This is a genomic window from Streptomyces sp. NEAU-174 (assembly GCF_052665095.1).
On record NZ_JBQTCE010000018.1, the window covers coordinates 14,579 to 37,172 of the forward strand.

A 22,594-nucleotide genomic window follows, 5' to 3' on the forward strand; every position below is an offset into this window, starting at 1 on the left:
CTCACAGCCGTCCCCCCGCCGTGTCCGAGGACAGCCGCTGGGCGATGTACACGGGCACCACGGACACCAGGATGAGCAGCGCGGCGACGACGTTGACGACGGGGGCCTGGTGGGGGCGGGCCAGGTTCTCGTAGATCCAGATGGGCAGGGTGCGGGTGCCGGGCCCGGCGGTGAAGGTCGTGACGACGATCTCGTCGAAGGAGAGCGCGAAGGCCAGCAGTCCGCCCGCGAAGAGCGCGGAGCGCATGGCGGGGAAGGTGACGTACCGGAAGGTCTGCCAGGAGCGCGCCCCGAGGTCGGCGGACGCCTCGGCCAGGGAGGGCGCGATACGGCGCAGCCGGGCGCCGATGTTGTTGAAGACGATGACGACGCAGAACGTGGCGTGCCCGACGACCACCGTGAACAGGCCGAAGCCGATGCCGATCGGGTCGAGGACGGTGCGGAAGGCGGCGTTGAGGGCGATACCGCTGACGATGCCGGGCAGCGCGATCGGCAGGACGAGCAGGAAGGACACGGTCCGCCGTCCGAAGAAGCGGTGCCGGTGGACGGCGTACGCGGCGAGGGTGCCCAGGACCAGGGCGATCGCGGTGGCGGCGAGCCCGGCCTTGAGCGAGGTGAGCAGGGCCTCGCGGGCGCCGTCGCTGTGCAGGGCGGCCCGCCACCAGCGTCCGGTGAGGCCGCTGGGCGGCCAGCCGAAGGAGCGGTCGGCGTTGAAGGAGTTCAGCAGCACCAGCAGCAGGGGGACGTAGACGATCGCGAGGCCGGCCGCGGTGACACAGCCGAGGACCACTCGGGCGGTGCGCGACAGGCGCATGGGCCCACCTCCTGGGGCGACTGGAGCGGCTAGGGCGACTGGAGCAGTTAGAGCGAGTCGAGGGCGCCCGCACGGCGTACGGCGGCCAGGTAGCAGACGATGAGGACCACGGGTACGGCGGAGAGCGCGGCGGCCATCGGCAGATCCAGGGTGACCTGTGAGGCGATGACATTGCCCAGCAGCTGGGTCTTGCCGCCGACGATCTGCACGGTGAGGTAGTCGCCCAGGCTGAGCGAGAAGGTGAAGACGGACCCGGCGAGCACGGCGGGGCGTACGGCGGGCAGGACGACGGAGCGCAGGGTCCGCCAGGCGCCGGCGCCGAGGTCGGCCGAGGCCTCCAGCATCCGCTCGGGGAGCCGTTCGAGGGCCGCGTACACCGGCAGGATCATGTACGGCAGCCAGAGGTAGGCGAGCACGATGACGACGGCGGTGGTGCCGTAGCCGGGCCCGTGCAGCCCGAACGGGGCGAGGGCGGCGCCCAGGACGCCGTCCTCGCCGAGCATGACCCGCCAGGCGTACGCCTTGACCAGATAGCCGGCCCACAGCGGGGTGAGCACGGCGACCAGCAGCGGCCGCCGCCACCGCCGCCCCGCGACCCGCGCCATGCAGAACGCCATGGGCAGGGCGAGAAGCGCGTCGATGACGGTGACGGCGGCCGCGATGGACAGGGTGCGCAGGGCGATGGTGCGGTAGACGGGGGTGGTCAGCAGCTCGTGGAAGTTGTCGGTGTTCCAGGTGTGGACGACATCGGAGGTGAACGAGTCGGTGGTCCAGAAGGCCGACAGCAGCAGGATGGCGAGCGAGCCAAGATAGGCCAGGGTCAGCCAGAGCAGGGGCGGGGCGAGGAGCGCGGTGAGGCGCAGCCGCGATCCTGAGGTGGGCGCGGCGGGCATCTCAGCCCTTGACCTCCGTCCAGGCCCGGGTCCACTGGGCGTAGTCGGTGCAGGTGGCGTCCTTACGGCCGTCGAGGCACTCCTTGATGGGCGTGGTCCAGAAGTGGACGCGCTGGAAGTACTTCTCGTCGTCCGCGTGGAAGATCGCGCAGTGGTCGGGGTCGGAGGTCTCGGCGCACGCCTTACGGTTGGACGGAGCCTCGCCGAAGTACTCCGCCACCTGGGCGTTGACCTTGGGCGAAACGATCCAGTCGAGCCACTTGTAGGCGCAGTTGGGGTGCTCGGCCTTGGCGGACACCATCCAGGTGTCGGACCAGCCGGTGGCGCCCTCCTTGGGGAGCACCGCCTTGACCGGGGCCTTCTCGGCCTTGGTGAGGTTGGCGATGACCTGCCAGGTGGTGCCGATGACGCTGTCGCCGCCCTTGAAGGCGGTGATCTCCTTCTGGTAGTCACTCCAGTACTCCCCCACCGCCTTGTGCTGCTTCTTCAGCAGGGATACGGCCGCGTCGAGCTGCTTCTGGTCGAGCGCGTAGGGGTTCTTGATGCCGAGCGAGGGCTTGGCGCGCATCAGATAGAGCGCGGCGTCGGCGATGTAGATGGGCGAGTCGTAGGCGGTGACGTGCCCGGAGTACCGCGCGGAGTCGTCGAAGACGGCGCGCCAGGAGTCGGGCGCGGGCTTCACCTTGTCGGTGCGGTACATGAGGAGGTTGGCGCCCCGGCCGTGCGGAATGCCGTACATCCGGCCGTCCTTGGAGTTGAACGGCTGGTTTTTGAGGGCCGGGAAGACGTCCTTGTAGTTGGGCACCAGCTTGGTGTTGACGGGGGCCGCGTCGCCGGAGGCGATGAGGCGCAGGGTGGCGTCGCCGGAGGCGGAGACCGTGTCGTACTGCCCGGTCTTCATCAGCGAGACCATCTCGTCGGAGGTGCCGGCCGTCTTGGTGTTCACCTGGCAGCCGGTCTTCTTCTCGAACGGGTGAACCCAGTCCACCTTGGGGTCGTTGGAGCCGTCCTCGGCGTAGCCGGCCCAGGCGATGATGTTGACCTTGCCTTCGCCCTTACCGAGCTTGTCGGGTGCGTGGCCGCCCTTGTCGTCGCCGCCGCCCGAGCCGCATCCGGCCGCGGTCAGCAGCAGCGCGCAGACGGCGGCCGCGGACCTCCACGCAGACGTCTTCCGTTTCCGCATCCGGTCCTCCTCGTCCCACTAGGCACTTGAGGCCCGGCCAGTATCGGGCGGGCGGTAGGCCCTCGCCAGGGTGCCGTCGGCAATGACAAGGTCAACTCGGGACCGGGAAGGCGTCCTTCTCGTCCCAGGACAGCCCGATCTCGCCGTCCAGTCGGGCGGATTGAGGGAGTCCGTCGAGGTTCTGGCGGAGCACGGTGAGCCGATCGCCGTGCGGAAGCGCGATGGTGAAGCGGGTGTGCGCCCCGGCGTGCACGATGTCGGTGACGCGCCCCGTGACGGTCCGTCGGCCGTCGGCGGCTGCCCCGGCTTCGGCAGGCGGCTCCGCGGGCGGGTCCGCGGACGGCTCCGCGGGCGGTTTCGCGGAGTCCGTGAGCAGGATCCGCTCGGGCCGGATGGAGTACGTGCCGGGGCGCCCCACGACGCGCACCGCGGCCTCGCCGCGCAGCAGGTTGGTGGTGCCGACGAAGCCCGCGACGAAGGCGGTGGCGGGGCGTTCGTACACCTCGACCGGCGGGCCGGTCTGCTCGATGCGGCCGTCGCGGACCACGGCGATGCGGTCGCTCATGGTCAGCGCCTCGTCCTGGTCGTGGGTGACCAGGAGGAAGGTGATGCCGGTGGTCCGCTGCAACTCCTTGAGCTCGGTCTGCATCTCCTGCCGCAGCGCCAGGTCGAGCGCGCCGAGCGGTTCGTCGAGCAGCAGCACGGCGGGCCGGTCGACGAGGGCGCGGGCGAGGGCGACGCGCTGGCGCTGGCCGCCGGAGAGCTCGGCGGGGCGGCGGGCGGCGAAGCCGTCCAGCCGTACGGTGGTCAGCGCCTCGCGGGCGCGGGCGAGCCGCTCGGCCTTGCGGACCCCGCGCACGGTCAGGGCGTAGGCCACGTTCTGCTCGACGCTCATATGCGGGAAGAGCGCGTAGTCCTGGAAGACGGTGTGCGCGTCGCGGCGGTTGGGGGGCGTCGTGGTGACGTCGTTCCCGGCGAGTTCGATACGTCCCGCGGTGGGCTGTTCGAACCCCGCGACCAGCCGCAGCAGCGTCGTCTTCCCCGAGCCGGAGGGGCCGAGCAGCGAGAAGAACTCGCCCTCGCGGACGGTGAGATCGACGGCGTCCACCGCGCGCACCGTGCCGAAGTCCTTGGTGACGGCCTCGAGCCGGACGGCCGTGCGCGTCGTCGTGGTCCCGGTCCGCGTCCTGGTCTCCGTCTCCGTCACCGACCGCTCCCCTCGCCCTTCGGCTGATCAGGCCCGTGATCGCGGCAAGTGATCGCGGCCTGTGATCGCGGTCACTGTACCGGGGTTACGCGCGCCGCGGTCCCCGTGCCACACTTCTGACACATCGTCAGTTACGAGGTATCGGGAGGGGCCGTGTCCCCCACGCGTGTGCCCGTGGTCGACGGGTGGTTCACCGCCGAGGGCGGGGAGTTCCGGCTGCTGGGAACGTGCTGCCGGGACTGCGGGGCGGTGTACTTCCCCCGGGAGGACGCCTTCTGCCGCGCCCCGGGCTGCGCGGGCACCGAGCTGGCGGAGGTTCCGCTGTCCCGCCGCGGGCGGGTGTGGTCGTACACCGACGGCCGCTACCGGCCACCCGCCCCCTACCCGTCCGACCCCGAGCGAACCTGGCACCCGTACACCCTCATCGCCGTGGAGCTGGCCGCCGAGCGGATGGTGGTGCTGGGCCAGGGCGCCCCCGGGGTGACCGTGGCCGATCTGGCCATCGGCATGGAGGTCGAGGTGGTGCCGGGGGTGCTGGCCGAGGAGGACGGACGCACCCTCACCACCTGGCACTGGCGGCCCGTTCCCGGGGAGGCGTCATGACCGGTGAGGTGGCGGTGCTCGGCGCCGGGATGCACCCCTGGGGGAAGTGGGGCCGCGGCTTCGTGGAGTACGGCACCAAGGCGGCGCGGGCCGCGCTCGCGGACGCCGGGCTCGAGTGGTCCGCGATCCAGTCCGTGGTCGGCGCCAACACCGTGCGCTGCGGCTATCCGGGGCAGGTCGCGGGCGCGACCTTCGCCAAGGCGCTGGGCTGGCAGGGCGCCCGCGTCACCAGCGTGTACGCGGCCTGCGCGTCCGGCGCGCGGGCCATCGACACCGCCCGCGCCCAGATCCTGTCGGGCATGGCGGACACCGTTCTGGTGGTGGGCTCCGACGCGGCGCCCAAGGGGTTCTTCGCCCCCGCGGGCGGTGAGCGGCCGGACGATCCGGACTGGCTGCGCTTCCGGGTGCTGGGCGCCACCAACCCGGCCTATTTCGCGCTCTGGGCGCGCCGCCGGATGGCGCTGTACGGCGACACGGCCGAGGACTTCGCGCGGGTGAAGGTGAAGAACGCGGCCGCGGGCGCCGCCAACCGTTACGCCCGCTACCGCTCCCCCGTCACCGCCGAGGAGGTCGCCGCGTCGCCGGTCGTCGCCGATCCGCTGCGGCTGCTGGACATCTGCGCGACCTCCGACGGGGCGGCGGCGCTGGTGCTCGGCAGCGTGGAGACGGCGCGGCGGCTCGGGATGGCGCGCCCGGTCCGCATCCGCGCGGTCTCGTCGGTCTCCCCCACCCATCCGCGCACCGCGCTTGACCTGCCGGACATCGCCACCGACTCCGCCCCGCCGGGCTCCCCCGTCCCCGATCCGTTCCGGCCCTCCATCGCGCGGGCGGCGTACGAGGAGGCGGGTCTCGGACCGGAGGATCTGTCGCTGGCCGAGGTGTACGACCTGTCCACCGCCCTGGAGCTGGAGTGGTACGAGGACCTGGGGCTGTGCGCGCCCGGGGAGGGCGCGAAGCTGCTGCGCGAGGGGGCCACGGCGCCGGGCGGGCGGATCCCGGTCAATCCGAGCGGGGGGCTGGCCTCCTTCGGGGAGGCGGTTCCGGCGCAGGCCATCGCCCAGGTGTGTGAGCTGACCTGGCAGCTGCGCGGGCAGGCGGGCGAGCGGCAGGTGCCGGGGGCGCGCGCCGGAATCACCGTCAACCAGGGGCTGTTCGGACATGGCTCGTCGGTCGTCGCGGTCCGCTGAGCGGGCGCCCGAGAAGCGACTCCCCAGTGACCGCCAGGTGGCCGCGCGGTGGCCGCCCGGTGCCCATGTGGGGCCGGAGTGGACGGCGATACCAGGGCAACGCCCTTACGGTTGTCACGAACACCGTTGCCGTCCATCACCTTGACGCCCCCTGACCACCGGTGAACACTGCTGCGGTGTCAGTCGGCGTCGCCGCGCGCAGGCTCTCTCCACGGTCACCCCCCATGGGCGATTCCGATGCACCCGCACGCTCGAAACGACCCAGCACGGAGGACCGGGGCCACCCGCCCCGGGCGAGGTCCTAGGAGCCGCCATGAGCAATGGGGACATCTTCACCGGTGAGGTCATCGGCACCGCGATACTGATTCTCTTCGGCGCCGGCGTGTGCGCCGCCGTCACCCTGAACCACTCCAAGGCCAAGTCGGCCGGGTGGATCGTGATCGCCTTCGGCTGGGGCTTCGGCGTCATGGCCGGCGCGTACACCGCGGCCCCGCTGTCCGGCGCCCATCTCAACCCGGCGGTGACCGTGGGCGTCGCCGTGGACACCGGCGACTGGGACAAGGTGCCGCTCTACATTCTCGCGCAGATGGTGGGCGCCGTGATCGGCGCGGTGCTGACCTGGGCGCTGTACTACGCGCAGTTCGCCGCCAACGCCGATGAGAAGACCGCCCTGCCCACGCTCGGGGTCTTCTCCACCGTCCCGGAGATCCGGAACCCGGTGGCCAACCTCGTGACCGAGATCATCGCGACGGCCGCGCTGGTGCTGCCGCTGCTCGCGTTCGGCCAGGTCGACGGCATCGGGATCGGCCCGGTCACCGAGGGCCACGGCACCGTGGTCCTCGGCTCGGGCATCTCCGTCCTGCTCGTCGCCTTCCTGGTGGTCGGCATCGGCCTCTCCCTGGGCGGGCCCACCGGCTACGCCATCAACCCGGCGCGCGACCTCGGGCCGCGCCTCGCCCACGCCCTGCTGCCCATCCCCAACAAGGGCACCTCGGACTGGGGTTACGCCTGGATACCGGTGGTGGGCCCGCTGATCGGGGCCGTGCTGGCGGGTCTCGTCTTCAACGCAGCCTTCTGACCGAAGGAGACGCCATGCCGCATCCGACGGACACCTACGTCGCCGCGATCGACCAGGGCACCACGTCCAGCCGCTGCATCATCTTCGACCGGAACGGCGCGATCGTCGCCGTCGACCAGCGCGAGCACCGCCAGATCTTCCCCAAGCCCGGCTGGGTGGAGCACGACGCCACCGAGATCTGGTCCAAGGTGCAGGCCGTGGTGGCCGGTGCGCTGGCCAAGGCGGGGCTGCGGGCCGACGAGCTGACCGCGCTGGGCATCACCAACCAGCGCGAGACGACGGTCCTGTGGGACCGCCGCACCGGCAAACCGGTGCACAACGCGATCGTCTGGCAGGACACCCGCACCTCCGGCCTGTGCGAGGAACTCGGCGGCGAGGTGGGCCAGGACCGCTTCCGGGACACCACCGGACTGCCGCTGGCCAGCTACTTCTCCGGGCCCAAGGCCGCCTGGCTGCTGGACCACGTGCCCGGGCTGCGCCGCCGCGCCGAGATGGGCGAGATCGCCTTCGGCACCATCGACTCCTGGCTGATCTGGAACCTCACCGGCGGCACCGACGGCGGAGTGCACGTCACCGATGTGACCAACGCCGGACGCACCCTGCTGATGGATCTGCGGACCCTCCAGTGGGACACCTCGATCCTCGCCACGATGGGCCTGCCCGAGGCGATGCTGCCGGAGATCCGCTCCTCCGCCGAGGTGTACGGCACGGCGGTCGGGCAGCTGGCCGGTGTGCCGGTGGCCTCGGCGCTCGGCGATCAGCAGGCCGCCGTCTTCGGCCAGACCTGCTACGGCGTCGGCGAGGCCAAGAACACCTATGGCACCGGCAGCTTCCTGCTGCTGAACACCGGTGACCGCCCGGTGCCGTCCAAGAGCGGGCTGCTGACCACGATGGGCTACCGGCTCGGCGGTGAGCGGCCCGTCTACTGCCTGGAGGGATCGATCGCGATCACCGGCGCGCTGGTGCAGTGGTTCCGCGACCAGCTGGGCATCATCCGCTCCGCCGACGAGATCGAACCGCTCGCCGCAAGCGTGGACGACAACGGTGGGGCGTACATCGTCCCGGCCTTCTCGGGTCTTTTCGCCCCGTACTGGCGCTCGGACGCCCGCGGTGTGATCACCGGCCTCACCCGCTATGTCACCAAGGCGCATCTGGCCCGTGCCGTCCTGGAGGCGACCAGCTGGCAGACGCGCGAGGTGGTCGACGCGATGTACCAGGACTCCGGGGTGCGGATCAGCACGCTCAAGGTCGACGGCGGCATGACCGCCAACGATCTGCTGATGCAGCATCAGGCCGATGTGCTGGGCGTCCCGGTGATCCGTCCGGTGGTCGCCGAGACCACCTGCCTGGGCGCGGCGTACGCGGCCGGGCTGGCCACCGGCGCCTGGCAGGACCTGGACGAGCTGCGGGCACACTGGCAGCGGGACGCCGAGTGGACCCCGCGGATGACCGAGGAGGAGCGGACGCGCGAGTACGGCAACTGGCGCATGGCGGTGGAGCGCAGCTTCGGCTGGCACCGGGAGGGGCAGCGGGCCGAGGACTCCTGAGCCTGAGCCGCACCCGGCACCCGCACCCGGCGGCCCGTACCGCCGGCGCGAACGGCGGCCCGTACCCCGGACGGCGGGGTACGGGCCGTGCCGTTCAGCCCCGCGCGGAAGCCAGCATGGCGTGCTCCACCACCGAGATCAGCACATGCTTGGCCGACTCGCGCTCCCGGGCGTCGCACAGGACGACCGGGGTGCCCGGGTCGAGGTCCAGCGCGTCGCGCACCAAGTCCTCCGGATAGCGGTCGGCCCCCTCGAAGCAGTTGACCGCCACGGTGAAGGCGATGTCCCGCCGCTCGAAGTAGTCGATCGCGGCGAAGCAGTCCTCGAGACGGCGGGTGTCGGCCAGCACCACCGCGCCCAGCGCGCCGGTGGCCAGCTCGTCCCACAGGAACCAGAACCGGTCCTGGCCCGGTGTGCCGAAGAGGTAGAGCACCAGGTCCTCGCGGAGCGTGATGCGCCCGAAGTCCATGGCGACGGTGGTGGTCGTCTTGGACTCCACCCCCGCGATGTCGTCGACCGGCCGGCCCGCCTCGGTGAGGATCTCCTCGGTGCGCAGCGGTCTGATCTCGCTGACCGCGCCCACCAGGGTCGTCTTGCCCACCCCGAAGCCGCCGGCCACCAGTATCTTCAGCGTGACCGGTTCGACGATATGAGGGCGGCCCAGGTCAGAGTGCCCGTAGACCATTGATCACCTCGCGCAGAATCCTCTCGTCCGGCAGTTCCGCCGGAGGTACGGGCCGGGACACTCGGACGAGTGCGGCGTGGAGCAGATCGCCGATGAGCACACGGATCACGCCGATCGGAAGGTCGAGTTCGGCCGCCAGTTCGGCGACGGACTGCGGGCTGTCCCGGCTCAGCTCGACGATGTCGATGTGCTCCGGGGACAGCGTCTGGTCGGCCACGGTCCGGTGGGTCGCGCTGTCGGCGACCACGACGGCGATCAGATCCAGCTTCTCCTCGGCGGCGCTGCGGGTGCGTCCCCGCGTCATCGCATAGGGCCTGACCACCGGTCCCGCCGCGTCGTCGAACCACCGGGCGGCGCGCTCCGGGTCTCCGCTCATTTACCCCGGCCTCCGTCACCCGGTGGAGCGCGGAGCCGAGCCCAGATGCACGCCCACCCGCTTGACCAGCAGCGTCATCTCGTACGCTATCTGGCCCACATCGGAGTCGGCGTCCGCCAGGACGGCGAGACAGCTGCCGTCACCGGCCGCGGTGACGAACAGGAAGGCGTCGTCGAGTTCGACGATGGTCTGCCGGACCCGGCCGACGTCGAAGTGGCGGCCGACGCCCTTGGCGAGGCTGTGGAAGCCCGAGGCCACGGCGGCCAGGTGCTCACCGTCCTCCCGCGACAGATCGCGTGAGCCGCCGGTGAGGAGCCCGTCCCCCGAGAGCACCAGCGCCTTGCGGATGCTGCCCACTCTTCCGACCAGTTCGTCCAGCAGCCAGTTCAGCTCGCCCGACGCGTTGGGCGATCCGTTGGGCGCTGCGGCGTTCGATGCGGTCATCGACCGTCCCCCTCATATGTCGTTCCCGGTGCTGTACCCGCGCCTCCGGATCCGTCGGCCGACTGCCGCCGACCGCGCTGCCAACCCCGTTGGAGCGAGGCCATGGTGGCCCTCGCCTGCTCGGCTTCGCGCTCGGGATCGATCTCGGCAGGGGTTCGGTCGTCGGTCGGGGGCGCGGGGTCGTTCTTCAGCTGCGGGGCCAGGCTTGCCTGCCGTACCCGCTTGGGGAGGCCGGAGGCCGCCCGCTGGGTGGGCACCGGGCTCTGCTCCGGGCCCCGGCGCTCCGGCCCGGTGCGCCGCGGGCCCTGGTCGCGGCGCTGGGCCTGGTCCTGGCTCCGGCCCTGGTCCTGACCCTGGCCTTCGCCTTCGGAGCGCTCGGCCCAGGACGGCTGTCCCGGGCCCTGCGGACGGCTGTGCCGTCCGCCGGACGTGCCCTCGACCGGCCGGCCGTGGTCGGCGACCAGGACCGGTGGGACACGGCGGGGCAGCGGCGCGGGGCCGCCGCCCGGTTCCGGATCCCGGCCGTCCGGAGCCTGCTGGTGCTGCTCCACGGTGGACGGGACGGGTCCGGTGCGTGCGGACTGGCGCGCCTTGAGGCCGCGGGCGCGGAAGATGCCGCCCATTTCGTCGTCCTCGTCGGCGTCGTCGTGGTGGGCCTCGTGCGCCAGGGACGCGGTCAGCGAGGCGAGCGGGGAGGCCGGCCCGGCCTCGTCGGCGGGCCCGAGCCGGACGTCGCCCACGCCGCGCCGCGCGGTGTCGGCGTAACGGCCGCCGGTGTCGCGGTCGTCGGTGTCCCCCCGGGTGCCTTCGTCGGTGAGCAGGTTGGAGGGGATGAGCACGATGGCCGTGGTGCCGCCGTACGGGGAGGGCTGGAGCGAGACCCGCACCCCCTGCCGCTGGGCGAGCCGGCTGACCACGAACAGCCCGAGCCGGTCGGTGTCGGACAGCTCGAACTCGGGGGTCTCGGCCAGCCGGAGGTTGGCCTCCAGCAGCGCGTCGGGCGTCATCCCGAGACCGCGGTCGTGGATCTCCAGGGTGAAGCCCTTGGCGACCCGCTCGCCGTGCACCTGGACGGCGGTGTGCGGCGGCGAGAAGACGGTGGCGTTCTCCAGCAGTTCGGCGACGAGGTGGGTGAGGTCGCCGACGGCCGGGCCGACGACCGCGATCCGCGGCAGCCGCCGGACCTCGATCCGCTCGTAGTCCTCCACCTCGGCGACGGCGGCGCGCACGACGTCCATCAGCTGGATCGGCTTGCGCCACTGCCGGGAGGGGGCCGCGCCGGAGAGGATGACCAGACCCTCGGCGTGCCGCCGCATACGGGTGGTCATATGGTCGAGGCGGAACAGGTCGGACAGCTCGTCGGTGTCCTCGGTGCGCCGCTCCATGGTGTCCAGGAGGGTGAGCTGACGGTGCAGCAGCACCTGGCTGCGGCGGGCCAGGTTGACGAAGACCTCGGAGACGCCCTGGCGGAGCTCGGCCTGTTTGACGGCGGCCTCGACGGCGGCCCGCTGGAGGGTGTTGAGGGCCTGGCCGACCTGGCCCATCTCATCGGGGCCGTAGTCCAGCCGGGGCGCCTCGGTCTCCACGTCGATCTGCTCGCCCGCGCCCAGGCGGCGCATCACGCTCGGCAGCCGGACGCTGGCGACCTCCTGCGCGTCCCGGCGCAGCCGGGACAGATCGCGGACCAGGCTGCGGCCGATGCGGAACGAGACGAAGACGGAGACGATGAGGGCGACCAGGCCGAGGATGCCGGCAATGCCCGCCTTGAGCATCACGCTGCTGGCCACCGGGTCGATGCGCTTCTGGAGCCGGTCGGTGGCCTCCTCGCCCAGCCGGTCGTAGTCGTTGAGGACGGGCTGGGCCGCGGCCTCCCAGTGCTCCTGGTCCAGTGACGTGATGGCCGTGGCGGGGTCCATCGAGGAGAGGATCTTGCCCTCGGCCACGCGCAGGGCGGCGGGGGCGGCGTTGGTGCGCCGGTAGTCGGCGAAGACCTTCTGCTCGGAGTCGGGGAGGATCGGCAGGTTGATCTCGTAGAGCAGGGTGCGCTCGGCGATGAGGTCGGACATCGCCTGGAGGTCCGCCAGCGTCATCTTGCGCGCCGTCAGCGCCGAGACGTACAGCGCGTCCTCGCGGGAGAGCGCCTCCCGGGCGCGGATCATGGCGACCAGCGCGCGGCCCTGTTTGTCGAGGTCGGTGTCGGGCACCGCGTGGAGGGAGCTGCGGAAGGTGTAGCAGAGGTCGACGAGCTTGTTGTAATACTCATAGGCCTGGGTCGAGGATATGCCGTCGTCCTCGACCTTGCGGCGCAGGCTGTCCAGTCCGTCCGCGGCCTTGAGGATGTTGTCGAGCTGTTCCTCGGAGTCGTCGTTCATCTTGCCGTGCACATCGCCGTCCGACTCGGCGGCCCGCAGCTTGTCGATCGCCTGGTCGGTCTTGCGCTGGAGGGAGTGCAGTACGGGCAGGGCGTCCGACTGTCGCGGATCGGCCAGCAGGATGAGCGTCTGCCGGCGCTCCTTCTGGACGGCGTGCACCGCGTCCTCGGCCGGCTGGCCCGCCTTGTCGATGATGTCGGACGCGTCCAGCAGTTGTATTGCCTCGCGACCGGTGATCACAGTGGCGAACGCCCAGATCGCCGTCAGTGACACGAGCGGCACCAGCAACAGCGCCACGATCTTCCTGCGGATGGACTTACCGCGAAAGCGCATGGCCTCCCTAACGTCAACCCCGAATTCCAGGGGCGGGGTTCCGAGTTCCGACATCGAGCGGGCGCGAGCCTACTACTGCCGGTTGGACAGATCGAAGGCGTGTCCACTTGATGCAGGGAGTCCCTTACGGTCCGTGATCAGGAGTTGTCGGGCGATTCCCCGACTTACCGCCCACCGCTCGGCGACCCCGCATACGGCCATTCGGCGGCGCTTGGCTTGTTTTCCCCTCCCCAGGGGAACCCGGGGTCGGTGCCATTCGTGATCCAACGGGGCACACTAGGGGGGCATACGACCCAAGTCCCGCTATCTGACTCGGCCGCACCGGGGCAGAGCATGGAAAGGGGTGGGAGCGTCATGGACGCGATGGACAAGGATCGCGACATCCCGGCGCAGGGGGTCCGGCCGTTGTGGACCGAGGAGCCGGCGCGCAGGCGGCGGTTGCCCGATCCCGTCCGTACGGCGGCGGTGCGGGCGGTCATCATCATCGCCGTGACTCTGGTGGAGGTGATGGTCGCCCTGCTGTGCACCCTGGCGGGCTCGTGGTCCGCCTTCCCCGTCGTGCTCGCCACGGTGGCGAGCACGGTGGTGGCGACCTGGGGGGTGCTGGACGTGTGGGTGACCCGTCAGGTCTGGCGCCAGCGCTACGGGGTGGTGTCCCGGCCCAGCAGCACGGCACGCGAGATGCGCCGCCTGCGCCGCCGGGAGCGGGCCCGGGAGGCGGACCCGACGGTCACCTCCCGGCCGGCTGCGGAGCACGGGCCAGCTCGCGGCGCAGCCGCATGAAGGGCCGGGGCCGGTCCACGCCGAGGGCGGCGGTGGGAATCCCGTTCCGTTCGTAGACGGCGAGGAAGCCGCCGCCCTCGGCCGGGTCACCCTCGACGATCCGGACCGTGTCCCCGGATTCGCGCCGCCCGGCGTACTGGATGCGCGCGCCGTACTGGTCGGACCAGAAGTAGGGGAGCGCGTCGAAGCGTTCGACGGTGGATCCGGCGAGCAGATTGCGGGCGGCCACGGCGCCCTGGAGCATGCCGCTGGTCCAGTGCTCGGCCCGGACGGTGCGGGCGGTGCCCGGCTGGTCCAGCCGGGCCACGTCCCCGACGGCCACGACGCCTGGCAGCGCGGTGACACAGCCCGCGTCGCACCGCACCCCGTCGTCCAGGGCCAGACCGGAGCCTTCCAGCCACTCGGTGACGGGGCGCACCCCGACGCCGACGACCACCACATCGGCGGGCAGCACCCGCCCGTCGGTGAGCTCCACACCGGTGACCCGGCCGGTTCCGCGCAGACCGGCCACACCGGCGCCGCACAGCAGGGTGGCCCCGCCCCGGGTGTGCAGCCCGGCGCACACCCGGGCCATCTCCTCGCCCAGTTGGGGCACCAGCGGCAGCGGCGCGGCCTCCACGACGGTGACGTCGAGTCCGAGGGCGGCACAGGACGAGGCCACCTCGGCGCCGATGAAGCCCGCGCCGATCACCACCGCCCGCTCGGCGCCCGCGCGCAGCTCGGCGCGGAGCCGGAGCGCGTCGTCGAGGGTGCGCAGGGTGTGCACCCCGTCCAGCGGCGGGAGGGGCAGCGTCCTGGGCGTGGCGCCGGTGGCGATGACGACGCCGTCGGTGCGCAGGGCACGGCCGCCGGTGAGACGGATCTCCCCGGCCGCGGCGTCCAGCGCCTCGGCCCGGACGCCAAGCAGCCACTCGGCGTCCAGCTCGGCCTCCTCCTCGGGGTCGGTGAGGGCGAGCGGCCCCAGGCCCTCGCCCGGGTCGCCGTCCCCGGTCAGGAACTCCTTGGACAGCGGCGGGCGGTCATAGGGGCGGTGGTGCTCCTCGCCGACGATGACCAGCCGCCCGTCGAATCCGTGGGTGCGCAGGCCCCGCGCGGCGTGCAGACCCGCGAGCGAGGCCCCGACCACGGTGACCGTCCTGGCCGCCGTCATGCCACGGCTTCTTCCGGCGCCGCGTGCACGGGCTGACCGGGAACGATCTGGGTCGCGGGGTGGACATACAGCATTCCGTCCACGACCGTGACAGCGTGGGTCCGTACGGGCTTACGGGCGGGCAGACAGGTCGGCTCGCCGGATCGCAGATCGAACAGCGCGGCGTGCAGCGGGCATTCCACGTAGCAGCCTTCCAGCCACCCGTCGGAGAGGGAGGCGTCCTGGTGGCTGCAAGTGTCGTCGATGGCGTAGAACGCACCGTCGGTGTGGAACACCGCGATCGGCGCGGTGGTGTCGCCGGCCTCGATACGCACCGACTCACCCTCCGGCAGGTCCTCGATACGGCAGACGGGAATCATTGGCCCCCCTCACGTTGATCGGTATCATGCGTTGTGGATAGTGCACTGAAAAGCGCGATGCGCAACAGAATCCAGATCGGGAAGGCAGCCGTCAAGAGTTCCCCGGCCCGAGGGGCCCCACGCAGAGCCGTCGGATGGTGAGATCAGAACCATGACGAACACGACCGAGGATCGGGCCGAGGACAAGCGGGGGGCTTCCGGGGCAGTGCAGTCCGTGGACAGGGCGGTCAGCGTCCTGGAGATCCTTGCCAGACTCGGCGAGGCCGGAGTGACCGAGATCGCCGACGAGCTGGGGGTCCACAAGTCGACCGCCTTCCGGCTGCTCGGCGTCCTGGAGAACCGCGGACTCGTCGGGCAGGAACGCGACCGGGGGAAGTACTACCTGGGCGCCGGGGTGCTCAGACTCGCGGGCGCCGCCGCCATCCGCCTGGACATCTCACAGGAGGGCGCCCCGGTGTGCCGGGCGCTGGCCGACGAGACCGGCGAGACGGCCAATATCGCCGTCCTGGACGGGGACGCGGCGGTCAACATCATGCAGGCGCGCGGCGCCGCCGCGGTGACCGCCTTCAACTGGCTGGGGCGGCGCACCGCGCTGCACGCGACCGCGAGCGGCAAGGTGCTGCTCGCACATCTGTCGGGCGAGCGCCGGGAGCGGCTGGTGACCCGGAAGCTGCCGCGGTTCACCGAGCACACCATCACCACCGCCGCCGAGCTGCGGCAGCAGCTGGAGACGGCGGCCGAGCGCGGATTCGCCTACTCGTGCGAGGAGCTGGAGATCGGGCTGAACGCGGTGGCGGCGCCGGTGCGCGGCCACGACGGCGCGGTCATGGGGGCGATCGGCGTCTCCGGGCCGGCGTACCGGATGGCCCAGAGCCGGCTTCCCGATCTGGCCGAGTACGCCGTGAAGACCGCCGAGGAGCTGTCCCGGCGGATGGGCTTCCCTGGCTGAATCACCCCACCACCCCACCCACCCGACGAGGGGGCCGGACGACTCCGGCCCCCTCGTCGCGTCTGTGCCCAGGCGTTCCGTGAAGGCGTGCGAGCTACGCGAATTTCCCCGTCAGCGCCGGTTCACAGACGGTTTACGCGAACCTCTTGACCGCACGGGGCGGCGACTTTCAGGATGTCTCCCATCGCGCAACACGCCGCGCTATACGCAACTGGGGGGTAACCGGAGGCCGCTGAACGGCCTCGGTCTCACCCTCCTCCGAGGCAGTCATGCCAGCTCCCGTGCACCGGTCCCTGCGAGCGCAGGAGAACAGAGGAGTGAGCCATGCCGCAAGAAGCCCGCGCCGTCGTCGCGGTCAAAAAGGGCGCCCCGGTGGAGGTGGTGCCCGTTCTCGTGCCCGAGCCCGGCCCCGGTGAGGTGCTGGTGGGAGTGCAGGCGTGCGGGGTGTGCCATACCGACCTGCACTACCGGGACGGCGCGATCGGTGACGAATTCCCGTATCTGCTCGGGCATGAGGCGGCCGGAATGGTCGAGGCCGTGGGCCCCGGCGTCACCGCACTCGCCCCCGGTGACTATGTGGTCCTGGCCTGGCGGGCGCCGTGCGGCGGCTGCCGCTCCTGCCGCCGGGGCCGGCCGTGGTACTGCTTCGACAGCCGCAATGCCGCCCAGCCGATGACCCTGACCGACGGCACCCCGCTCAGCCCGGCGCTCGGCATCGGCGCGTTCGCCGAGAAGACGCTGGTCGCGGCCGGGCAGGCGGTGAAGATCGACCCCTCGGCACGGCCCGAGGCGGCGGGTCTGATCGGCTGCGGGGTGATGGCCGGGTACGGCGCGGCCGTGCACACCGGCGGGGTGTCCAACGGCGACACCGTCGCGGTCATCGGCTGCGGCGGCGTCGGCAACGCCGCGATCGCCGGGGCCGCGCTGTCCGGGGCGCGCCGGGTGATCGCCGTGGACATCGACGACGCCAAGCTGGACGCGGCGACCCGCTTCGGCGCCACCGACACCGTCAACTCCCGTGGTACGGACCCGGTCGAGGCGGTGCGCGAGCTGACCGGGGGCTTCGGCGCGAATGTGGTCATCGACGCGGTGGGCCGCCCCGAGACCTATACCCAGGGCTTCTATATGCGCGATCTGGCCGGGGTGCTGGTGCAGGTCGGGGTGCCGGACCCGGAGATGCGCATCGATCTGCCGCTGATCGACCTGTTCTCGCGGGGCGGCGCGCTCAAGTCGTCCTGGTACGGCGACTGCCTGCCCAGCCGGGACTTCCCGGTCCTGGTCGACCTCCACCTCAGCCGCAAGCTGGACCTGGAGGCGTTCGTCAGCGAGACGATCACGCTGGACGAGGTCGAGGCCGCGTTCGCGAAGATGCAGCGCGGCGAGGTGCTGCGGTCGGTGGTGGTCCTGTGAACACTCGAAGCAGTCGTGTTGTGATCGTCGGGGCAGGCATCGTCGGCTGCTCGCTCGCCGATGAGCTGACCGCCCGTGGCTGGCGGGACATCACCGTCCTGGAGCAGGGCCCGCTGCTCGCCCCTGGCGGCTCGACCTCGCACGCCCCCGGTCTGGTCTTCCAGACCAGCCCCTCCAAGACCCTGACCGACCTCGCCCGGTACACCGTGGAGAAGTTCTCCTCCCTCGAGGTCGACGGGCTGCCCTGCTTCAACCCGGTGGGCGGTCTGGAGATCGCCACCAGCGAGGAGCGCTGGGCCGATCTGCACCGCAAGGCCGGTCTCGCGGCCTCCTGGGGCGTACGGGCCGAGCTGCTCGGCCCGGCCCGGTGCGCCGAGATGTGGCCGATGCTGGACCCGGAGCGGATCCTCGGCGGCCTGCACACCCCGGACGACGGGCTGGCCCGGGCGCTGCTCGCCTGCCGCGCCCAGATGGAGCGGGCCACCGCGCACGGCGCCCGGTTCCTGGACCGGCACACCGTGACCGCCATCGAGCGGGAGGGCGGCCGGGTGACCGCCGTCGTCACCGACCGGGGCACCTTCCCGGCCGACATCGTGGTCTCCGCCGCCGGATTCTGGGGCCCGCTGATCGGCGACATGGCGGGGGTCCCCGTACCCCTCCAGCCGCTGGCCCACCAGTACGCCAAGACCGGGCCGCTGCCCGAGCTCGCGGGGGTGAACGACCCCCGTACGGAGGCGAGCAAGCCGATCCTGCGGTTCCAGGACCGCGATCTGTACTACCGCGAGCACACCGACCGCATCGGCATCGGCAGCTACGCCCACCGCCCGCTCCCGGTGGACCCGGCGCGGCTGCCCGCGTACGACGACGCCCCGGTGATGCCGTCCTCGCTGCCGTTCACCCCCGAGGACTTCGCCCCCAGCTGGGAGGAGAGCGTCCAGCTGCTCCCCGCGCTCGGCGCGAGCCGGGTCGAGGAGGGCTTCAACGGCGTCTTCTCCTTCACCCCCGACGGTATGCCGGTGATCGGCGAGTCCCGCGAGGTGCGCGGCTTCTGGCTGGCCGAGGCGGTGTGGGTGACCCACTCCGCGGGCGTCGCCCGGGCCGTGGCCGAGTGGATGACGGACGGGCGGCCGGGCATGGACGTCCACGAGTGCGATCTGTACCGCTTCGAGGACGCCCAGCGCTCCCCCGCCTACGTCACCGAGCGGGGCCAGCAGAACTTCGTCGAGGTCTACGACGTCATCCATCCGCTCCAGCCGATGGAGCAGCCCCGTCCGCTGCGGGTCAGCCCCTTCCACGTCCGGCAGCGGGAGCTGGGCGGGTACTTCCTGGAGGCCGCGGGCTGGGAGCGGCCGCACTGGTACGAGGCGAACGCCCCGCTCGCCGAGTCCGTCGAACTGCCGCCGCGCGACGCCTGGTCGGCCCGCTACTGGTCGCCCATCGCCGCCGCCGAGGCCAGGGCCACCCGGGAGCGGGTCGCGCTGTACGACATGACCCCGCTCAAGCGGCTGGCGGTCACCGGGCCCGGGGCGCTGGACTTCCTCCAGCGCATGACCACCAATCAGCTGGCGAAGAAGCCCGGCGCGGTCACCTACACCCTGCTGCTGGACGAGGCCGGGGGCATCCGCAGCGACCTCACCGTCGCCCGGCTCTCCGAGCACCACTTCCAGGTGGGCGCCAACGGCGGGCTGGACCTGGACTGGCTGCTGCGCCACGCGCCTCATGACGTCCATGTCAGCGACATCACCCCGGGCACCTGCTGCGTCGGGGTCTGGGGCCCGCTGGCCCGGGAGCTGGTCCAGCCGCTGACCCGCGACGACTTCTCGCACGAGGCGTTCGGCTACTTCAAGGCCAGGCAGACCTATATCGGCCATGTCCCGGTGACCGCGATGCGGCTGAGTTACGTGGGCGAGCTCGGCTGGGAGCTGTACACCACCGCCGACATGGGACTGCGGCTGTGGGACACCCTGTGGGAGGCCGGACAGCGCCACGGGGTGATCGCCGCCGGGCGCTCGGCCTTCAACAGCCTGCGGCTGGAGAAGGGCTATCGCGCCTGGGGCCATGACATGACCACCGAGCACGATCCCTACGAGGCCGGGGTCGGCTTCGCCGTCCGGATGAACAAGGGCGACTTCATCGGGCGCGCGGCGCTCGAGGGCCGCTCCGAGGAGTCGGCGGCGCGCAGGCTGACCTGTCTCACCCTGGACGACCCGGCCGCGGTCGTCATGGGCAAGGAGCCGGTGTACGCCGACGGCGTCCCGGCGGGCTATGTGACGAGCGCGTCCTACGGCTACACCATCGGCCGGACCGTCGCCTACGCCTGGCTGCCCGCCGCGGCCGCCGTGCCCGGCACCGCCGTCCACATCGAGTACTTCGGCGAGAAGGTGCCCGCGACCGTCGCCGCCGAGCCCCTCTTCGACCCGCGCATGGAGCGCATCCGCCGCTGACACCGAGCGCCGGGCGAGCGGGAACCGACCACTTGGCGGCCCCCTTGGCACTCAGCGGCGACACCGCCCACCCCATCGAGCTCTTCGACCCCCGCCGGCTGACCGCCGCGACCGCCTGAGGAGAACCCATGACTGTGGCTCCCGAGTCCCCCGCCATCACGCCCCCCAGTCTGCTCGCCACTCTCCCCGGCCACTGGTACACCGCTCCCGGGGTCTTCCGCCGGGAGCAGGAGCACCTGTTCGAGGCCATGTGGTTCTGCGCGGTGCGCGGGGCCGACCTGGACCGGCCGGGTGCCTTCCGCACCGTGCGGGTCGGCCGGGAGAGCGTGCTGATCACCCGCAACCGGCGGGGTGAGGCGCGGGCGTTCCTCAACATCTGCCGCCACCGCGGCGCCCGGCTGTGCACCGAGGAGTCCGGTACGGTGCGGCGCTCGCTCCAGTGCCCGTACCACGCCTGGACCTACGATCTGGACGGGCGGCTCACCGCCGCCCCCAACCTATCGAAGATGCCCGATGTCGACCGGGTCGAGCGCGGACTGGTGACGGTACGGCTTCGCGAATGGCTCGGCTATGTCTGGGTCTGCCTGGCCGAGGAGCCACCGTCGTTCGAGGAGACGGTCATCGGGGCGGTGGCCGAGCGGCTCGGCGACACGGACTCCGTGGAGCGCTACGGCGTGGCGGGGCTGGCGCTTGGCCGCCGGATCTCCTATGACGTCAAGGCCAACTGGAAGCTGATCGTCGAGAACTTCATGGAGTGCTACCACTGCGCGACCATCCACCCCGAACTCACCGAGGTGCTCCCGGAGTTCGCCGACGGCCTGGCGGCGCAGTACTTCGTCGGGCACGGCGCGGAGTTCGCCGAGGAGGCCCAGGGGTTCACGGTGGACGGCAGCGAGGGGTTCGACCGGTTCGCGGGGATCGCCGACGAGCAGGACCGCCGCTACTACGCGATCACGGTACGGCCGCAGGTCTTCCTCAATCTGGTCCCCGACCACGTGATCATGCACCGGATGTTCCCGCTCGCCCCCGATCGCACACTGGTCGAATGCGATTGGCTCTACGCACCCGAAGTGGTGGCGTCCGATCGGGATCTGTCGAAGTCGGTGGAGCTGTTCCACCGGGTCAACACCCAGGACTTCGACGCCTGTGAGCGCACCCAGCCCGCCATGGACTCCCGCGCCTACCGCGACGGCGGGGTGCTCGTCCCCAGCGAGCACCACATCAGCGCCTTCCACCGATGGGTGACCGACCATGTCCCGACCCCGGAAGTGGAGGAATGCCCGTGACGGACCTCTTCATCGGTGGCCAGTGGACCGGCGCGATCGACGAGCGCACCCGGGAGATCCGCTGCCCGGCCGACGGATCGCTGGTGGCGGTCGTCGACGAGGGCGGTTACAAGGACGCGGCCGAGGCGGTGGGCGCCGCCCGGCTGGCCTTCGACCAGGGGCCGTGGCCCCGTACCCCGGTCGAGGCGCGCGGCGATCTGCTGCTGCGCGTCGCCGGTCTGGTGGAGCGCGACAAGGCCGCGCTCGCCCGCGCCGAGTCCCTGGACACCGGGAAGCGCCTGGCCGAGAGCGACGTCGACATCGACGGTGTGGTGGCGTGCTTCCGCTACTACGGACAGCTGGTGCGCACCGAGGCGGACCGGGTCGTGGACACCGGCAGCGAGCACACGGTCAGCCGGGTGGTCTATGAACCGGTCGGGGTCTGCGCGCTGATCACCCCGTGGAACTATCCGCTGTTGCAGACCGCGTGGAAGGTCGCGCCCGCGCTCGCCGCGGGCAACACCTTCGTACTGAAACCCAGTGAACTCACCCCCAGCACCGCGATCGCTCTGATGCGGCTGCTGGCGGAGGCCGGGCTGCCGGACGGGGTGGCCAATCTGGTGCTCGGCCCCGGCGCCGAGGCCGGGGCCCCGCTCACCGACAACCCCGATGTGGACATGGTGTCCTTCACCGGGGGGCTGCGGACCGGGCGCCGGATCATGGCGGCGGCCGCGGGCACGGTCAAGCGGACCTCGCTGGAGCTGGGCGGCAAGAACCCCAATGTGGTCTTCGCCGACGCGGACTTCGACACGGCCGTGGACTACGCGCTCACCGCGGTCTTCCTCCACTCCGGCCAGGTCTGCTCGGCCGGGGCCCGGCTGCTGGTGGAGGACCCGGTGCACGACGCCTTCGTGGAGGAGGTCGTGCGCCGCGCCCGCGGGATCCGGCTCGGCGGGCCGTTCGACGAGCGGGCCCAGACCGGCCCGCTGATCTCGGCCGCGCACCGGGCCAAGGTCGAGGCGTATGTGGCGGCCGGGCTCGCGGAGGGCGCCCGGCTGCGCTGCGGTGGCACCCGCCCCGACGATCCGGCCCTGGCCGACGGCTACTACTTCCTGCCGACCGTCCTCGACCGCTGCCACAGCGGGATGTCGGTGCTGGCCGACGAGTCCTTCGGGCCGGTGCTCACGGTGGAACGTTTCGCCAGTGAGGACGAGGCGGTGCGGCTGGCCAACGACACCGTGTACGGGCTCGCCGGGGCCGTATGGTCCGGCGACGAGGAGCGGGCGCAGCGGGTGGCCTCACGGTTGCGGCTGGGCACCGTCTGGATCAACGACTACCACCCCTGTCTCCCGCAGGCGGAGTGGGGCGGGTTCAAACAGTCCGGGACCGGGCGGGAGCTGGGGCCCAGCGGGCTCGCGGAGTACCGGGAGGCCAAGCACATCTGGCGCAATGCGCGCCCGCGTCCGCAGGGCTGGTTCGCCTGACCGCCGCGGGGCCGGTGCGCGCTGCGCC

The 22,594-nt window shown here is 71.8% G+C and carries 20 protein-coding genes; 10 read left to right on the forward strand and 10 right to left on the reverse strand.

The genetic code is table 11. The features are described from left to right. Window position 1: 1 nt before the first annotated feature. The 4 genes from ACT2CW_RS39270 to ACT2CW_RS39285 form a co-directional block, all read right to left on the reverse strand. The gene (locus ACT2CW_RS39270) at window positions 2-814 is read right to left on the reverse strand and encodes an ABC transporter permease (protein WP_020873588.1); all 813 of its coding nucleotides are present in this window, start codon (window positions 812-814) and stop codon (window positions 2-4) included. A gap of 47 nt (window positions 815-861) precedes the next feature. Next, window positions 862-1,707: an ABC transporter permease gene (locus ACT2CW_RS39275; RefSeq protein ID WP_182467916.1), complete on the reverse strand. Its 846-nt coding sequence runs from the start codon at window positions 1,705-1,707 to the stop codon at window positions 862-864. 1 nt (window position 1,708) lies between these two features. Next, window positions 1,709-2,890, reverse strand: coding sequence for an ABC transporter substrate-binding protein (locus ACT2CW_RS39280; RefSeq protein ID WP_182467917.1), 1,182 nt, complete (start codon window positions 2,888-2,890; stop codon window positions 1,709-1,711). A gap of 91 nt (window positions 2,891-2,981) precedes the next feature. Next, the gene (locus tag ACT2CW_RS39285) at window positions 2,982-4,097 is read right to left on the reverse strand and encodes an ABC transporter ATP-binding protein (RefSeq protein WP_445520058.1); all 1,116 of its coding nucleotides are present in this window, start codon (window positions 4,095-4,097) and stop codon (window positions 2,982-2,984) included. Between the two features lie 153 nt (window positions 4,098-4,250). On the opposite strand from ACT2CW_RS39285, the gene ACT2CW_RS39290 reads away from it, so the two are divergent. The 4 genes from ACT2CW_RS39290 to glpK all read left to right on the forward strand — a co-directional run bounded on the left by ACT2CW_RS39290 (window position 4,251) and on the right by glpK (window position 8,512). Beyond that, window positions 4,251-4,700, forward strand: a complete 450-nt coding sequence (locus ACT2CW_RS39290) for a Zn-ribbon domain-containing OB-fold protein (RefSeq protein WP_182467919.1) — start codon at window positions 4,251-4,253, stop codon at window positions 4,698-4,700. Next, window positions 4,697-5,887, forward strand: coding sequence for a lipid-transfer protein (locus tag ACT2CW_RS39295; RefSeq protein ID WP_086880341.1), 1,191 nt, complete (start codon window positions 4,697-4,699; stop codon window positions 5,885-5,887). Before ACT2CW_RS39290 ends, ACT2CW_RS39295 begins: the two co-directional genes overlap by 4 nt. Window positions 5,888-6,200: 313 nt before the next feature. Next, complete coding sequence (locus tag ACT2CW_RS39300) at window positions 6,201-6,965, forward strand: MIP/aquaporin family protein (RefSeq protein ID WP_445520059.1); 765 nt, start codon at window positions 6,201-6,203, stop codon at window positions 6,963-6,965. A gap of 14 nt (window positions 6,966-6,979) precedes the next feature. Further along, window positions 6,980-8,512 (forward strand): glycerol kinase GlpK, encoded by a 1,533-nt coding sequence (gene glpK, locus ACT2CW_RS39305; protein WP_164436277.1) that lies wholly within the window; start codon window positions 6,980-6,982, stop codon window positions 8,510-8,512. A 94-nt stretch (window positions 8,513-8,606) separates the two neighbouring features. Here glpK and ACT2CW_RS39310 read toward each other — a convergent pair whose 3' ends face one another. Genes ACT2CW_RS39310 through ACT2CW_RS39325 form a run of 4 tightly spaced genes read right to left on the reverse strand, consistent with a single transcriptional unit; the run spans window position 8,607 to window position 12,722 of the window. Further along, window positions 8,607-9,197, reverse strand: coding sequence for a GTP-binding protein (locus ACT2CW_RS39310; protein ID WP_445520060.1), 591 nt, complete (start codon window positions 9,195-9,197; stop codon window positions 8,607-8,609). Continuing rightward, window positions 9,178-9,573, reverse strand: a complete 396-nt coding sequence (locus ACT2CW_RS39315; protein WP_020873579.1) for a DUF742 domain-containing protein — start codon at window positions 9,571-9,573, stop codon at window positions 9,178-9,180. The genes ACT2CW_RS39310 and ACT2CW_RS39315 overlap by 20 nt, the downstream gene beginning before the upstream one ends. A gap of 15 nt (window positions 9,574-9,588) precedes the next feature. Then, on the reverse strand, window positions 9,589-10,017 hold the full coding sequence (locus tag ACT2CW_RS39320; RefSeq protein ID WP_020873578.1) for a roadblock/LC7 domain-containing protein: 429 nt from the start codon (window positions 10,015-10,017) through the stop codon (window positions 9,589-9,591). Then, window positions 10,014-12,722, reverse strand: a complete 2,709-nt coding sequence (locus ACT2CW_RS39325) for a nitrate- and nitrite sensing domain-containing protein (RefSeq protein ID WP_445520061.1) — start codon at window positions 12,720-12,722, stop codon at window positions 10,014-10,016. Before ACT2CW_RS39325 ends, ACT2CW_RS39320 begins: the two co-directional genes overlap by 4 nt. A gap of 354 nt (window positions 12,723-13,076) precedes the next feature. Between ACT2CW_RS39325 and ACT2CW_RS39330 the strand changes: the two genes are divergently transcribed. Continuing rightward, window positions 13,077-13,505, forward strand: coding sequence for a hypothetical protein (locus ACT2CW_RS39330; RefSeq protein ID WP_445520062.1), 429 nt, complete (start codon window positions 13,077-13,079; stop codon window positions 13,503-13,505). Here the strand turns inward: ACT2CW_RS39330 and ACT2CW_RS39335 are convergent. Further along, on the reverse strand, window positions 13,453-14,655 hold the full coding sequence (locus ACT2CW_RS39335) for an NAD(P)/FAD-dependent oxidoreductase (RefSeq protein ID WP_445520063.1): 1,203 nt from the start codon (window positions 14,653-14,655) through the stop codon (window positions 13,453-13,455). The genes ACT2CW_RS39330 and ACT2CW_RS39335 overlap by 53 nt on opposite strands. Beyond that, entirely contained in the window at window positions 14,652-15,014 is a 363-nt protein-coding gene (locus ACT2CW_RS39340) for a bifunctional 3-phenylpropionate/cinnamic acid dioxygenase ferredoxin subunit (RefSeq protein WP_037964133.1), read from the reverse strand. The genes ACT2CW_RS39335 and ACT2CW_RS39340 overlap by 4 nt, the downstream gene beginning before the upstream one ends. A gap of 151 nt (window positions 15,015-15,165) precedes the next feature. On the opposite strand from ACT2CW_RS39340, the gene ACT2CW_RS39345 reads away from it, so the two are divergent. From ACT2CW_RS39345 to ACT2CW_RS39365, 5 genes are all read left to right on the forward strand, one after another. Next, on the forward strand, window positions 15,166-15,963 hold the full coding sequence (locus ACT2CW_RS39345; protein WP_051573957.1) for an IclR family transcriptional regulator: 798 nt from the start codon (window positions 15,166-15,168) through the stop codon (window positions 15,961-15,963). Window positions 15,964-16,287: 324 nt separating this feature from the next. Further along, on the forward strand, window positions 16,288-17,373 hold the full coding sequence (locus tag ACT2CW_RS39350; RefSeq protein ID WP_086880348.1) for an S-(hydroxymethyl)mycothiol dehydrogenase: 1,086 nt from the start codon (window positions 16,288-16,290) through the stop codon (window positions 17,371-17,373). A gap of 20 nt (window positions 17,374-17,393) precedes the next feature. Beyond that, complete coding sequence (locus tag ACT2CW_RS39355; protein ID WP_445520064.1) at window positions 17,394-19,817, forward strand: GcvT family protein; 2,424 nt, start codon at window positions 17,394-17,396, stop codon at window positions 19,815-19,817. 128 nt (window positions 19,818-19,945) lie between these two features. Then, a complete protein-coding gene (locus tag ACT2CW_RS39360) occupies window positions 19,946-21,103 on the forward strand; it encodes an aromatic ring-hydroxylating oxygenase subunit alpha (protein WP_445520065.1) in 1,158 nt (385 codons plus the stop codon). Beyond that, a complete protein-coding gene (locus ACT2CW_RS39365; RefSeq protein WP_445520066.1) occupies window positions 21,100-22,566 on the forward strand; it encodes an aldehyde dehydrogenase family protein in 1,467 nt (488 codons plus the stop codon). The genes ACT2CW_RS39360 and ACT2CW_RS39365 overlap by 4 nt, the downstream gene beginning before the upstream one ends. The last annotated feature ends 28 nt before the right edge of the window (window positions 22,567-22,594 follow it).